General features: G+C 56.9%; 12 protein-coding genes. 6 read left to right on the forward strand and 6 right to left on the reverse strand.

Features of this window, described 5'->3' with window-relative positions:
- Positions 1-328: 328 nt before the first annotated feature.
- From GFB57_RS22260 to fbpC, 6 genes are all read left to right on the forward strand, one after another.
- A complete protein-coding gene (locus tag GFB57_RS22260; protein ID WP_003021406.1) occupies positions 329-958 on the forward strand; it encodes a response regulator transcription factor in 630 nt (209 codons plus the stop codon).
- Positions 958-2,499, forward strand: a complete 1,542-nt coding sequence (locus GFB57_RS22265; RefSeq protein WP_003021403.1) for an MASE1 domain-containing protein — start codon at positions 958-960, stop codon at positions 2,497-2,499. The genes GFB57_RS22260 and GFB57_RS22265 overlap by 1 nt, the downstream gene beginning before the upstream one ends.
- 85 nt (positions 2,500-2,584) lie before the next feature.
- On the forward strand, positions 2,585-3,889 hold the full coding sequence (uhpC, locus tag GFB57_RS22270; protein WP_003021400.1) for an MFS transporter family glucose-6-phosphate receptor UhpC: 1,305 nt from the start codon (positions 2,585-2,587) through the stop codon (positions 3,887-3,889).
- Positions 3,886-4,917: an ABC transporter substrate-binding protein gene (locus tag GFB57_RS22275; RefSeq protein ID WP_003021397.1), complete on the forward strand. Its 1,032-nt coding sequence runs from the start codon at positions 3,886-3,888 to the stop codon at positions 4,915-4,917. Before uhpC ends, GFB57_RS22275 begins: the two co-directional genes overlap by 4 nt.
- A gap of 69 nt (positions 4,918-4,986) precedes the next feature.
- Positions 4,987-7,065, forward strand: a complete 2,079-nt coding sequence (locus GFB57_RS22280) for an ABC transporter permease subunit (RefSeq protein WP_003021393.1) — start codon at positions 4,987-4,989, stop codon at positions 7,063-7,065.
- Between the two features lie 11 nt (positions 7,066-7,076).
- On the forward strand, positions 7,077-8,123 hold the full coding sequence (gene fbpC, locus GFB57_RS22285) for a ferric ABC transporter ATP-binding protein (RefSeq protein WP_003021390.1): 1,047 nt from the start codon (positions 7,077-7,079) through the stop codon (positions 8,121-8,123).
- Between the two features lie 108 nt (positions 8,124-8,231).
- On the opposite strand, the gene mmuM is transcribed toward fbpC, so the two are convergent.
- The 6 genes from mmuM to mhpD all read right to left on the reverse strand — a co-directional run bounded on the left by mmuM (position 8,232) and on the right by mhpD (position 14,878).
- Positions 8,232-9,164 (reverse strand): homocysteine S-methyltransferase, encoded by a 933-nt coding sequence (mmuM, locus tag GFB57_RS22290; RefSeq protein WP_003021387.1) that lies wholly within the window; start codon positions 9,162-9,164, stop codon positions 8,232-8,234.
- Positions 9,151-10,554, reverse strand: coding sequence for an S-methylmethionine permease (mmuP, locus tag GFB57_RS22295; RefSeq protein WP_003021384.1), 1,404 nt, complete (start codon positions 10,552-10,554; stop codon positions 9,151-9,153). Before mmuP ends, mmuM begins: the two co-directional genes overlap by 14 nt.
- Before the next feature lie 274 nt (positions 10,555-10,828).
- Positions 10,829-12,043 (reverse strand): 3-(3-hydroxy-phenyl)propionate transporter MhpT, encoded by a 1,215-nt coding sequence (gene mhpT / locus GFB57_RS22300; protein ID WP_008320943.1) that lies wholly within the window; start codon positions 12,041-12,043, stop codon positions 10,829-10,831.
- Between the two features lie 68 nt (positions 12,044-12,111).
- Positions 12,112-13,125, reverse strand: coding sequence for a 4-hydroxy-2-oxovalerate aldolase (mhpE, locus tag GFB57_RS22305; RefSeq protein WP_003021379.1), 1,014 nt, complete (start codon positions 13,123-13,125; stop codon positions 12,112-12,114).
- Positions 13,122-14,072 (reverse strand): acetaldehyde dehydrogenase, encoded by a 951-nt coding sequence (gene mhpF / locus GFB57_RS22310; protein WP_003021377.1) that lies wholly within the window; start codon positions 14,070-14,072, stop codon positions 13,122-13,124. The genes mhpE and mhpF overlap by 4 nt, the downstream gene beginning before the upstream one ends.
- Positions 14,069-14,878: a 2-keto-4-pentenoate hydratase gene (mhpD, locus tag GFB57_RS22315; RefSeq protein ID WP_086503754.1), complete on the reverse strand. Its 810-nt coding sequence runs from the start codon at positions 14,876-14,878 to the stop codon at positions 14,069-14,071. Before mhpD ends, mhpF begins: the two co-directional genes overlap by 4 nt.
- Positions 14,879-14,882 lie beyond the last annotated feature (4 nt).

The raw sequence follows: 14,882 nt of genomic DNA on the forward strand, positions 1-14,882 counted from the left end.
TGCTCCCCTGTCTTGTTATGGAGGCAGTATTTCGTTGCGGCACAATTTGATAAAGGAATTAAAAATTCTGGCTAAGAACAAAGCGTTTTTAGAAAAAAAGCGGCAATAGTTAGCGATTTCGCTCATTACAGATGGAATTCGTAGGCCTGATAAGCGCAGCGCCATCAGGCACTGTTGCCGGATGGCGGCGCAAGCGCCTTATCCGGCCTACAACACCCGGCAAATTATTGCGATTTTGTTACATTCGTTACATAACTACACCTGGATGATTGCCAGCGCGGCGCTGACCGGCATCATAGACGCCATTATCAGGCAAGAGAGTAAAATCATGATTCATGTTGTGCTGGTGGATGACCATGTGGTGGTGCGTTCCGGCTTTGCGCAATTACTCAGTCTCGAAGACGATCTCAACGTTACCGGTCAGTACAGCAGCGCAGCGGAGGCCTGGCCTGCACTTCTGCATGATGACGTCAACGTTGCGGTGATGGATATCGCCATGCCGGATGAAAATGGTCTGAGCCTGTTAAAACGACTGCGGGCACAGAAGCCCGGTTTTCGCGCCATCATTCTCAGCATCTATGACTCACCCACGTTTGTGCAAAGTGCGCTGGATGCCGGCGCCAGTGGCTACCTGACCAAACGCTGCGGACCAGAGGAGCTGGTGCAGGCGGTACGATCGGTCGGTATGGGCGGGCATTACCTGTGCGCCGATGCGCTGCGGGCGCTACGCGGCGGCGAACAGCCCGCGCAGGTACTGGAAGTACTGACCCCACGCGAGCGCGAAGTGTTTGAGCTGTTGGTCAAAGGCGACAGCGTAAAAGAGATCGCCTTCAAGCTCGACCTCAGCCACAAGACGGTACACGTTCATCGGGCAAACGTGCTGGGCAAACTGCAATGCCACAGCACCATCGATCTGGTGCATTTTGCCCTCGACCACCAGCTATTAACGGGACATTAATGTCGCGTAGCCTTCGGCATTGGGTTATTTCTCTGTTTATTCTGCTGGCCTGGGGATCAGGCTGGTTGATGCTGTGGACGCTGGGGTTTTACCTGACCCACAACGGCCAGCAGGCGGCGCTATTCCTGCCGCACGGCGTCTATCTCGCGCTGCTCATCCTGCTTTCTCGCCGTTACTGGCCCGCGCTGGTACTGCCGCCGGTGCTGATGTTGTTCTGGCTGCACAGTGAGCAATTATTGAATGGCTATATCCTGCTGGCTGCGCCGTTAATTAGCCTGATTCCGGCGATCATCGGCCAGTCATACTGGCACCGTTTCCCCCTTTACTGGCAGCGCTTAACGCTGCTGCTGGCCGCGGTGACGCTCACCTCATTGCTCAATACCGCCCTGCTTTCACCGTTTATCCAAAGTCCGGCAACGTTAATTGGCCTGGCGTCGTTTACCGGCGGCGTGCTGCTGACGCCGTTTGTCTATCTGATCTATGAATTTTTGCGCCAGCAGCACCGCTATCATTTGCTCGGGCTGGATACCACCAATCCCCCGCTGCGCACCTCGCTTATCATCTGGTGCAGCCTGTTTTTTATTATTGGCATCGGCACCCAGATGGTGTTGTCGCCGGAGATCGAGCGCCTGTTGCTGATCGTGGTGTTCTTACCGAACGTGGTGATGGCGTGGAAATTTGGCTGGCAGGGCGGCGTGTTGTCCGGATTGCTCGGCAGTATGATGATCACCATCGCCCGGCAAATCGGCGTCGGGTTCAGTAATTTACTGGAGCTGGAGATTTTCCTCGCCACCCAGGCGCTGCTCGGCATAGGGCTGGGGATCGCCATCAGCCGCCAGCAGCATCTGGCGCAAAACCTGCACCATTATCGCCAGCGTCTGGAAACTGAACTGGCGGCGCGTCGCGTGCTGACCGAACAGCTGATCCGCACCGAAGAAAACACGCGCAAAAGCCTGGCGCGGGAACTGCACGACGAAATTGGTCAGAACATCACCGCCATTCAAATTCAATCACAACTGGTCAAACGCGCACCGGGTCGCGAGCAAACGCTTGAAGCGGCAAATCAGATCAACGACCTGGCCCGGCGTATTCACCACTCCACCCGCCAGTTGCTGCGCCAGCTGCGTCCACCCGCGCTCGATGAACTGTCTTTTAAAGATGCACTACATCATCTGGTGAATGAATTTGCTTTTGCTGAACGGGGCATTCGCTGTCGCTTTGATTATCAGCTAGAGAATACGCCAGAAAACGAAACGGTGCGCTTCACGCTGTATCGCCTGTTGCAGGAGTTACTCAATAACGTCTGTAAACATGCCGATGCCAGCGATGTGTCGATTACGCTGCGCCAGCAGGAACATAGCTTGTTTCTGGACGTCGCTGACAATGGCGTGGGTATTCTGCCAGAAAAAATTCCCGGTTTCGGTATCCAGGGAATGCGTGAGCGGGTGAGCGCCCTTGGCGGTGAACTGACGCTCGAATCAAGCAACGGCACACGGGTAATTGTTAACCTGCCCACAAATTTGCAACAAATCAGCCGCTAACCAGGAAAAAGTCTTAGCCACTCTGGACTTTCTCTCATCCTCTTTTGCTTTCACTTTCCTATAGTCAGCACAAACGGAGACTGCCATGCATACACGCTCAGCCAGCGAAACAGATCAACAATACCGGGCGCTACGCCCCCGACTGCTGATGTGTATGGTCATTGGCTATGCCGCGTTTTATCTGACGCGCAAAAGCGTTAACTACGTCCTCCCGGCGCTACAAACGGACCTCGGTCTGGATAAAGGCGATATCGGCCTGCTGGGGTCGCTGTTTTACCTGACCTATGGCCTGTCGAAATTTACCGCCGGACTGTGGCACGACAGCCACGGACAACGCGCATTTATGGGCATTGGCCTTTTCGCCACCGGTGTTTTGAATGTGCTGTTCGCCTTTGGTGAATCGCTGACGCTGCTGCTGGTGGTCTGGACGCTGAACGGGTTTTTCCAGGGTTGGGGCTGGCCGCCCTGCGCCCGACTACTGACCCACTGGTACTCGCGCAACGAACGCGGATTCTGGTGGGGCTGCTGGAATATGTCGATCAACATTGGTGGGGCAGTTATCCCGCTGATTAGCGCCTTTGCCGCCCACTGGTGGGGCTGGCAGGCAGCGATGCTGGCACCGGGGATTATCAGCATGGCGTTAGGCATTTGGCTCACTCTGCAACTGAAAGGCACGCCCCGGGAAGAGGGATTACCGACGGTTGGGGAATGGCGGCATGACCCGCTGGAGCTGCGTCAGGAACAGCAAAGTCCGCCGATGGGGCTGTGGCAAATGTTACGTACCACCATGCTGAAAAACCCGATGATCTGGCTGCTCGGCGTGTCGTATGTATTGGTCTATTTGATCCGCATTGCGCTCAACGACTGGGGCAACATCTGGCTGACGGAAAGCCACGGCGTGAATCTGCTCAGCGCCAATGCCACGGTGATGCTGTTTGAAGTTGGCGGTTTGCTGGGGGCGCTGTTTGCCGGATGGGGATCGGATCTGCTGTTCAGCGGTCAGCGTGCGCCGATGATTTTGCTGTTCACGCTGGGGCTGATGGTCTCCGTCGCCGCGCTGTGGCTGGCGCCGGTGCACCACTACGCGCTACTGGCAATGTGTTTCTTTACGGTGGGCTTTTTTGTGTTTGGCCCACAGATGCTAATTGGCCTCGCGGCAGTGGAGTGCGGACACAAGGCGGCAGCAGGTTCAATTACCGGTTTTCTCGGGCTGTTTGCCTATCTGGGGGCCGCGCTGGCGGGTTGGCCGCTGTCGCTGGTCATAGAACACTACGGCTGGTCGGGAATGTTCAGTTTGCTCTCGGTCGCCGCTGTCTTTATGGGTTTATTGCTGATGCCACTGCTCATTGCAGGCATTACCCCTTCTCTCAGTCAAAGGATAAAACAATGAAACTGACGCTTACCTCTACACTAATTGCCTCTGCTCTGACGCTGGCAGCCTTCAGCAACGCAGCTCAGGCGCAGGGCCGTCTGGTGGTGTATTGCAGCGCCACTAACGAGATGTGCGAAACCGAAACCAAAGCCTTCGGTGAAAAATATGATGTGAAAACCTCATTCATTCGCAACGGCTCGGGCAGTACGCTGGCGAAAGTGGATGCCGAGAAGAAAAATCCGCAGGCGGATGTCTGGTACGGCGGTACGCTGGATCCGCAGTCCCAGGCCGGGGAAATGGGCCTGCTGCAGCCGTATAAATCACCCAATCTCGAACAGATCATGGAGAAATTCCGCGATCCCGCGAAGGTGAAAGGCAATCTCTCCTCGGCGGTTTACGTCGGTATTCTGGGCTTTGGCGTCAATACCCAGCGCCTGAAAGAGAAAAACCTGCCGGTGCCAAAATGCTGGAAGGATCTGACCAAACCGGAATACAAAGGTGAAATCCAGATTGCTGACCCGCAAAGCTCCGGTACCGCCTATACCGCGCTGGCGACTTTTGCCCAGCTGTGGGGTGAAGATCAGGCCTTTGACTACCTGAAACAGCTCAACGCCAACGTCTCTCAATACACTAAATCAGGCATTGCCCCAGCGCGTAACGCCGCCCGTGGCGAAACGGCGATTGGCATTGGCTTCCTGCACGACTACTCGCTGGAAAAAGAACAGGGCGCACCGCTGGAGCTAATTTCACCGTGCGAAGGTACTGGCTATGAGATCGGCGGCGTTAGCATTCTGAAAGGCGCGCGCAACCTCGATAACGCCAAACTGTTCGTTGACTGGGTACTGTCAAAAGATGCCCAGGAACTGGCGTGGAAGAAAGGTAAGTCCTATCAGATCCTGACCAACACCACCGCCGAGACGTCTCCTAACTCGCTGAAGCTCGACGACCTGAAACTTATCAATTACGACATGGATAAGTACGGCTCGACCGACGTGCGTAAAGCGTTGATCAATAAGTGGGTCAGCGAAGTGAAGATGGGTAAATAAACCTACATCGGCGATCATTTGCCGGGTGCGGCGTAAATACCGCATCCGGCCTGGAATACCGGAACCGCTATGTCACACACACTTGCACTCCATCCTGTGAAAAAACGGGATGCGATATTTCTTTGGGTTTTGCTTGGCTGGCTGGCGTTTGCCCTGTTGCCAAGCTGGAGCCTGGACTACGGTCTGCTGGAGTCGACAGGCGAGGAAATACTCGCCGCCTACGGCTGGTCACAGTTCAATATCAGTTGGTTATGGTATCTGCTGCCGAGCCTGCTACTGGTGCGTCCGTTCCATGAGGCCAGGCGCGAACAGCGCGGCCGCCATTATCTTGATGCGGGCTGGGCTTTTTTCTGTATGGTGTTTATCGTCGCCAGCGCGACTCTTGAGGGGCGCGGCTTAGGCTATGCCACCATTGTGTTGTTTGTGGCACTTGGCGCGATCATGACCCTGGCGCTCACCCGTCTGGAATGGCTGGGCGGCGACCGTTTCGTCATCGGTTCGCTCACCGCGATTGTCGCGCTAATCGGTATTTTTATCGTCTGGCCGAGTATCGCTATTTTTATTCCGATGTTCACCAACGACGCCGGGGAATTTGCCCCGCTGGCGTTTATGAATGTGCTGTCGCAGGCACATATCATTCAGGTGATCCTCAACTCGATTATGCTGTCGATTGCCGTCGGCGTCGGCTGTACCTTCTTTGGTCTGGTACTGGCTATCTATACTACCCGGATCGCCAGACGCAGCGCCATAATCGGACGTATCTTCTCGATTTTGCCGATCGTCACCCCGCCGTTTGTCGTGGGTTTAGGCGTCACGCTGATGATGGGACGCTCCGGCTACATCACCGAATTTATGGTCGAATGGTTTGGCTTAACCAACACCAACTGGCTGTACGGTTTTACCGGCATCTGGCTGGCGCAGGTGCTGGCCTTCACTCCGATGGCGTTTATGATCCTCGACGGAGCAATCAAAACCATTCATCCGTCGCTGGAAGAAGCGTCATACACCCTGCGTGCCAGCCGCTGGCAGACCTTTAACGGCGTGTTTGTCCCGCTACTGAAACCAGCACTGGCCAACGCCTTTTTGATTGTGGTGGTGCAATCGCTGGCTGACTTCAGTAACCCGCTGGTGCTCGGCGGAAACTTCGACGTGCTGGCAACGCAAATCTACTTCTACATCACCGGTTCGCAGCTCGACTACCAGGCAGCCAGTACGCTGGGTGCCTTCCTGCTGCTGTTCTCGCTGCTGGTGTTCTGCGTGCAATATATGTGGATTGGTAAACGCTCATACGTCACCGTTTCCGGTAAATCCTACCGGGGCGACGTGCAGCCGTTACCTGTGACGCTGGTATGGAGCGTGGTCGCGCTGCTGGCGGTGTGGATTGCCTTTAACGCCCTGTTGTACGGCAGCATTTTCTACGGCAGTTTCACCGTTAACTGGGGCGTGGACTACACCCTGACGTTAGCGAACTTTACCAAACTGTTCGGTCAGGGGATGAGCGACGGCGCATGGCCTTCACTGCTCGACACCCTGCTCTACGCCGGTATTGCCGCGCCGATCACCGCCATCTTCGGCCTGCTGATCGCCTGGGTAGTCGTGCGCCAGCAGTTTAAGGGCAAAAAGACCATCGAGTTCACCACTATGCTGTGCTTTGCCGTTCCAGGCACCGTCGCGGGCGTATCGTACATTCTGGCCTTTAACAGCGCCCCGGTTTACCTCACTGGTACGGCGGCGATTGTCATTATCTCGATGGTAATGCGTAACGTCCCGGTCGGTATTCGGGCGGGTATCGCGGGCTTAGGCCAGATCGATAAATCACTGGATGAAGCCTCGCTCAGCCTGCGCGCCGGTTCGCTGCGTACCATTACGCATATCCTGCTGCCGCTGCTACGCCCGGCGATCCTTTCGGCGCTGATTTACAGCTTTGTGCGCGCCATTACCACCGTCAGCGCCATTGTATTCCTCGTCACGCCGGATACCCGTGTAGCGACGGCCTACATCCTGAACCGCGTGGAAGATGGCGAATACGGTGTGGCGATTGCCTACGGTTCCATTCTGATCGTGGTGATGCTGGCGATTATTTTCATCTTTGACTGGCTGATCGGTGAATCACGTACCTCCCGTTCAAAAGCCAAAAACCAGGCGTAATGGAGCGCACTATGACTCAGAAAAATTTCGTTGAACTGCGCAACGTCACCAAACGATTTGGCAGTAATACGGTAATCGACAATATCAACCTCACCATCCCACAGGGGCAAATGGTGACGCTGCTCGGCCCGTCCGGTTGTGGCAAAACCACCATTTTGCGCCTGGTCGCCGGGCTGGAAAAACCGAGCGAAGGGCAGATTTTCATTGATGGCGAAGACGTCACCCATCGCTCAATTCAGCAGCGTGATATCTGTATGGTGTTTCAGTCCTATGCCCTGTTCCCGCATATGTCGCTGGGAGAGAACGTTGGTTACGGCCTGAAGATGCTCGGCGTATCCCGCGCTGAGGTGAAAACCCGTGTCAAAGAGGCACTGGCGATGGTCGATCTGGAAGGATTCGAAGAGCGCTATGTTGATCAGATCTCCGGCGGTCAGCAGCAGCGCGTAGCGCTGGCCCGCGCGTTGATCCTCAAGCCGAAAGTGCTGCTGTTTGATGAGCCGTTGAGTAACCTCGACGCCAACCTGCGTCGCAGCATGCGCGACAAGATCCGCGAACTGCAAAAGCAGTTTGATATCACCTCGCTGTACGTCACCCACGATCAGAGCGAAGCCTTTGCGGTTTCCGATACCGTGCTGGTGATGAACAAGGGGCACATCATGCAGATCGGTTCACCGCAGGATCTATACCGCCAGCCCGCCTCGCGCTTTATGGCAAGTTTTATGGGTGACGCCAACCTGTTCCCGGCCACCTTCGGTGACCAATACGTTGATATCTACGGCTACCACCTGCCGCGCCCGCTGCACTTTGATACGCAAGGCGAAGGCATGGTCGGCGTGCGCCCGGAAGCGATCACGCTTAGCGATCGCGGCGAAGAGAGTCAGCGCTGCGTGATCCGCCACGTGGCCTATATGGGCCCCCAGTATGAAGTCACGGTGGAATGGCACGGGCAGGAGATCTTATTGCAGGTCAACGCTACGCGTTTACAGCCGGACGTAGGCGAGCAGTATTATCTCGAAATCCATCCGTACGGCATGTTTGTTCTGGCGGATGCGGCATAACGTTTTGTGGCTTTGTAGGCCGGATAAGGCGCTTGTGCCACCATCCGGCAATACCTGATGCGCTGCGCTTATCGGGCCTACATTGAACGATGTAAGCCCGATAAACTCTCAGCTTCGCGCTTTTAGCGCGGCAATATCCGCAGGCGTGGTGCGACAGCACCCGCCAACCAACCGTGCGCCAGTGGCCTGCCACTGCGGCAGATAATCCGCCAGATGCGCACAATGCTCACCGTGATGATGCCAGGTTTTGCTCACGGCATCATACTGCTCGCCCGAGTTCGGATACACTACCAGCGGCAGCGCCGTTAAACTGTGTAAATGCTGCAACGCAGCGGTGGTGTTTTCCAGCGCAATGCAGTTAATACCTAGCGCCACCACCTGCGGATAATCCGCCAGCAACGCAACCACGTCACGCAGCGGCGTACCGTCGCTCAGGTGCTCGCTGTCGCGCAGGGTAAATGAGAACCACGCCCGCGCACGCGGATATGCGGTCAATAACTCAGCCAGCGCGCTAATTTCGGCAAAATTTGGCAGGGTTTCACAGGCCAGAAGATCGGCCCCGGCATCCAGCAAGGCTTCCACGCGCGGGCGGTGAAACGCCTGAAACTCTTCAGCGCTACGTTGGTAATCACCACGGTATTCAGAACCATCCGCCAGATACGCGCCGTAAGGCCCGACCGATCCTGCTACCAGCAGCGTGCCCGCCTGCGGGTTCTCTGCCAGATACGCTTCACGGGCTTTACGCGCCAGCTCCACGCTTTTGCCAATCAGCGCTTTCGACTGCGCTTCATCCAGATCTCGCGCGGCAAAGCCCGCCGGCGTAGCCTGATAGCTGGCGGTGATCGCGCACTGCGCCCCCGCCCGGTAGTAATCGAGATGGACTTCGCGGATAAGCTCCGGATTTTCGACCAGCACTTTGGCTGACCACAGGCTATCAGCTAAGTTACAGCCACGCGCTTCCAGCTCCGTCGCCATCGCACCATCGAGCAGCAGGAAATCCTGTTTATCGAGGATGGCGCTTAACGGATTATTCTGCGACATGTTCGGGCTCCTGTTTGGCTTTACGCGGTTGAGTAAGGAAATAAGCACCATAACACACTGCCACAAACGGTAACCCGCACCACAGCGCAATTCTCTGCGCTGGATCGAATGCCAGCCCGACACAAGCCACCAGACACAGCACAAATCCCAGTACCGGCACCAGCGGATACCACGGCGCGCGATAATGCAATTCACTCAATGCCTTACCCTGCTGCAGATGACGGCGGCGAAAGACGAAGTGTGAAGCACAAATGCTCAGCCACACCGCCACCACCGCAAATCCGGAGATTGCCGACAGCGCGACAAATACCGTATCCGGGGCCACCACGCTGGAAAACAGCGCCAGCACACCACCGAGCATACTGACCGACAGCGCCGTCAGCGGCACGCCATTTTTCGTTACTCGCGCAAAACAGGCCGGTAGCGTACGTTCATTTGACAGCGACCACAGCATGCGCCCGGAGGCATACAGCCCGGAGTTCGCCGCGGATAGAATAGCCGTCAGGATCACGAAGTTAAAAATATCGGCGGCGTAAGGAATCCCCACCTTCTCAAACACCAGCACAAACGGGCTTTTCTCCACGCCCGCCTGCTGCATCGGGATCAGCGCCGCCAGCACAAACACGGTGCCGATAAAGAAAATAATCAGTCGCGCGATAGTGGTACGAATCGCTACCGGAATGACCTTGCGCGGGTTTTCTGTTTCTCCGGCGGCAATACCGATAAACTCAGTTCCCGAAAAAGCAAAATTCACCGCCACCATCGTCATCAGGATCGGTAAGCCACCGTGTGGGAACCAGCCTTCCGCCGTGATATTACTCAGTCCAGGCGCGGGTGAGCCATCCTGCATCGGGATAAAACCAAAAATCGCCGCCCCGCCGAGGATGATAAAGGCGATGATAGTGACCACTTTTACCAGCAAGAACCAGAACTCCCCTTCGGCAAAAAAGCGCGTGGAGATGACGTTCAGGCCAAAAATAATCGCGCAGAACACCACACACCAGACCCAAACCGGCACCTGTGGAAACCAGTACTGCATACAGAATCCGGCGGCGGTAAAACTCGAACCCAGCGCTACAGTCCAGGTCAGCCAGTAGAGCCAGGCCACGGTATATCCCGTTGCGGGGCCGAGATAACGCGCAGCATAGACGTGAAACGCCCCGGTCTCCGGCATCGCGACCGACAGCTCGCCCAGACACTGCATAACCAACCAGACCACCAGCGCGCCAATCAGATAAGCCAGCAGCGTTCCCGCCGCCCCGGTAGTGGAGATGATGTACCCGGTATTGAAGAATAACCCTGTGCCAATCACGCCGCCTAAGGAGAGCATTATCAGGTGACGCGTTTTCATTGTGCGCTTCAGTGGCGCATTTTGTTGTGTTGTTTGCATATAGCCTTCTAAACGTATGGACATCTAAACACCCAAAGAAGGTTTGTTATACCGCGTTTGTTAACAGAATGCAAAGTCAACCCTGCACCAGGCGCAGATGCCCGCGCCGGGCGCTTAATATCGGATGGGGATTAATAATCAAATACAAAAAGGGCCGCCAGCTCATAACGCCTCCGTTGCCAGGCTTTATGTAAACTCTGGCAACGTCCTCACCGACTGGCGTTCACCCGGAAGTGGGAACCGTATCTCCCAGCTCATACTACCGAATGAGCGCTTAAGCACCGCTGGCAGGGATCGGCATCTGCGATTTGCGGCTCATCAGAATAAATACCGCCAGCCCTGCCAGCAATATCCCCGGCGCAGAAGCCGCCATCACCCCTACCGTTCCGGTGCCGAGCGCTAACATTTTTCCTGCCAGCAACGGACCACTCATCGCGCCCAGACGACCGACGGCGACGGCGGTTCCCACGCCGGTGGCGCGGATCTGCGTGCTGTAAAACAACGGTGCCAGCGCATACAACACGCTTTGCCCACCGGTGGCAAACATCCCCGCCACAAATCCCGCCATCAGCATGCCGCTCAATGACGATACCGTGCCCAGCGCCAGCAGTGATGCCAGCATCCCGGTGTAGATCAAAAGTGACATCACCACCGGACGCAGTTTGTCCATCAACGCCCCGAGAATTAACGTCCCGCTGGCCGCGCCGATTTGCAGAGCAAACATCACTCCTGCTGCCTGCGAGGGCTGAAAGCCCTGCTCGACCAGCAGCATCGGCAGCCAGTTGATCAGCATATACACCACCAGCAGGGTGAAGAAATAGCACAGCCACAGCAGCAGCGTGGCTGTCGCGGTGGTTGGCGCAAACAGAGCGCGCAGCGGCGCGGCAGCCACCTGCGTTTGTTGGGTATAAACCTGTGATTCCGGCAGCCAGCGCATTAACAGCGGAACCAGCAGCAGCGGGATCACCCCGCCGACCCAGAACACGGTTTGCCAGGCAGAGGCCAGACCGCTAAACCCGAGCGCTGCCGCCAGCGCCGCGCCAATCGGCACACCGCAGTACATCAGGCTCACCGCCGTACCACGAAAACGCGGGCCCGCCGCCTCAGAAGTCAGCGCGATCAGATTCGGCAACGCCGCACCCAACCCAACACCAGTCATCAGGCGAGCAAACACCAGCGATGAGAAATCCCAGGATATCGCTGTTGCCAGTGAGAACAGGCCGAACAGCGCCACGGAGGCAATAAGAATGCGTTTGCGGCCATAGCGATCGGCCAGCATGCCGCCCACCAGCGCGCCGGGCAGCAGCCCAAGAATGCCCGCGCTGAAGATCCAGCCCATCTGCATTTTATCCAATGCAAACGCATGGGCGATACCGACGGCAGCGATCCCGGCGGCCTGTAAATCCAGCCCTTCCATCAGGGCGACTAAAAAACACAGCCCGACGGTCAACGTCAGGCGGGATGAGGATGCGGGGGTACGGGTAGTCATAAGATGTACCTCTGAAATCACGATGCAGGTGAATCGCGGCTGATACGTTGCCAGCCGCGTAATCATTTTTATTTTCTGTTGCGCAGATCCAACGCCACGTCGACGATCATATCTTCCTGGCCGCCCACCATCCGGCGTTTGCCCAGTTCAACCAGAATATCTACCGCGCTCAGGCCATAACGCGCCGCCGCCACTTCGCAGTGGCGCAGGAAGCTGGAGTACACGCCGGCATAGCCCAGCGCCAGCGTTTCGCGGTCCACCCTCACCGGGCGGTCCTGCAGCGGACGCACCAGATCGTCGGCGGCGTCCATCAGCGCATACAGATCGGTGCCGTGCTGCCAGCCAAGCTTATCCGCCGCGGCGATAAATACCTCCAGCGGCGCGTTGCCTGCGCCTGCGCCCATACCGGCCAGACTGGCATCGATACGATCACAACCCTCTTCTACCGCAGCAATCGAGTTCGCCACGCCAAGGCTCAGGTTGTGGTGGGCGTGCATCCCGGTTTCTGTTTCCGGCTTCAGCACCGCTTTCAGGGCGCGGAAGCGGTCACGGATATCAGACATGTTCATCGCCCCGCCTGAATCGACCACATAGATACAGGTCGCACCGTAGTTTTCCATCAGTTTCGCTTGCTGTGCGAGGTTTTCCGGCGTGGTCATATGACTCATCATCAGAAAGCCGACGGTGTCCATGCCCAGTTCACGCGCATACTGAATATGCTGGGCCGACACGTCCGCTTCGGTGCAGTGGGTCGCCACGCGCACGACGCGCGCCCCAGCCTGATACGCATTTTTCAGGTCATGAATCGTGCCGATGCCCGGCAACAGCAGCGTGGCGATCTTGGCGTGCTTGACCACGTCCGCCGCCGCTTCAATCCACTCCAGGTCGCTGTGCGCACCAAAGCCATAGTTAAAACTGGAACCCTGCAGACCGTCGCCGTGCGCCACCTCAATGGAATCCACCCTCGCGTCGTCCAGCGCTTTGGCAATCTGGCGCACGTTTTCCAGCGAATATTGATGACGAATGGCGTGCATGCCGTCGCGCAGGGTCACGTCAGAGATATAGAGTTTTTTACCGTTCATGCTGCTTCTCCTGCCTGACGAGTGAGGGACTGCGCCATTTTCTCAGCGGTCGCCAGCGCGCTGGAGGTCATAATGTCGAGGTTGCCCGCATAGGCAGGTAAATAGTGCGCCGCGCCTTCCACTTCCAGATACACCGCGGTTTTCAGCCCGAAGAACTGACCGATGCCCGGCAGATTGACCGGTTTATCCTGCGGGATGACTTCAAACTGGACACGCTGTTTCAGACGATAGCCCGGCACGTACGCCTGCACCGCCGCCGCCATCTCATTAATCGATGCTTCAACTTCAACCTCAGAGGCCGCTTCGCTCAGCACATACACCGTGTCGCGCATCATCAGCGGCGGCTCGGCCGGGTTAAGGACGATAATCGCTTTACCTTTTGCCGCCCCGCCAACCACTTCAATCGCCTTCGAGGTGGTTTCGGTAAACTCATCGATATTAGCGCGCGTGCCAGGACCCGCAGATTTACTGGCGATCGAGGCGATAATTTCGGCGTAATGGACTTTTGCCACGCGAGAAACTGCCGCCACCATCGGGATAGTCGCCTGCCCGCCGCAGGTCACCATATTAACGTTCTGCTGATCAACGTTGGCCTCCAGATTCACCACAGGCACGCAGTACGGGCCGATTGCCGCGGGGGTCAGGTCGATCAGGCGGATCGCTGGTTTAACGGCGCGCAGCGCGGCGTCGTTCTTCACATGCGCGCCTGCGCTGGTGGCATCAAAAACAATGTCGATGTCGGCGAATTCCGGCATGGCGATAAGCCCTGTCACCCCTTCATGGGTGGTGGCAACGCCCATGCGTCGGGCACGCGCCAGACCATCAGAATCTGGATCGATACCGACCATCACCGCCATTTCCAGATGTACGCCGTGACGCAGAATTTTTATCATCAAATCGGTACCGATGTTGCCGGAGCCGATAATGGCGACTTTACGCTTACTCATGACTGACTTCCTTTTGTAACCGCCGCTGAAAAGGTGGCGGCAACTGAACCAATACCATCGATATGGGCCTCGAAACGATCGCCCGCATTCACCGCCACCATCGGGCCTAACGCCCCGGTGAGAATGATATCTCCGGCACGTAGCGGCTCGCCGAGGCTGGCCATTTTGCGCGCCAGCCAGACGGCGGCGTTGATCGGATGTCCCAGGCATTCGCTGCCGCGTCCGCTGGAAACCTCTTCGTTGTTGCGCGTCATTTTCATCGCGCAGTTTTTCAGATCTAATCCTGCCGGACGCTGTGCCGGGCCGCCGACCACATACACCCCGCAGGAGGCGTTATCCGCCACGGTATCAACAAACTTGATTGACCAGTCACGGATACGGCTGCCGACCACTTCCAGCGCGGGTAGCACCCACTCGATGGCGTTATACAGCTCGTCAAAGGTAGTGTCGGCATTGGGCAGATCGCGGTTCAGCACCAGCGCGATTTCCGCTTCAATACGCGGTTGCAGCACGCGCTCAAACGCAATGTTGTCGTTATCGCCGTAGCACATGTCGGCAAACAGCGTACCGAAGTCCGGCTGATCGACGCCAAGCTGCTGCTGCACTTTCGGGTGTGTCAGCCCTACTTTGCGCCCGACCACGCGACGCCCGCGCGCCACTTCATACTGCACGTTGATGCGTTGAATGGCGTAGGCCGCTTCGCCGTTGTCCACACCAATCAATTCACGCAGTGGGGCGATAGCTTCCCCTTTTTCTTCAGCCTGACGTAAATCGGCGGCCAACTGCTCAAGATTATGATTCGTCATGTCC

This window comes from Citrobacter sp. S39, from assembly GCF_009495675.1.
Lineage (GTDB): Bacteria > Pseudomonadota > Gammaproteobacteria > Enterobacterales > Enterobacteriaceae > Citrobacter > Citrobacter freundii.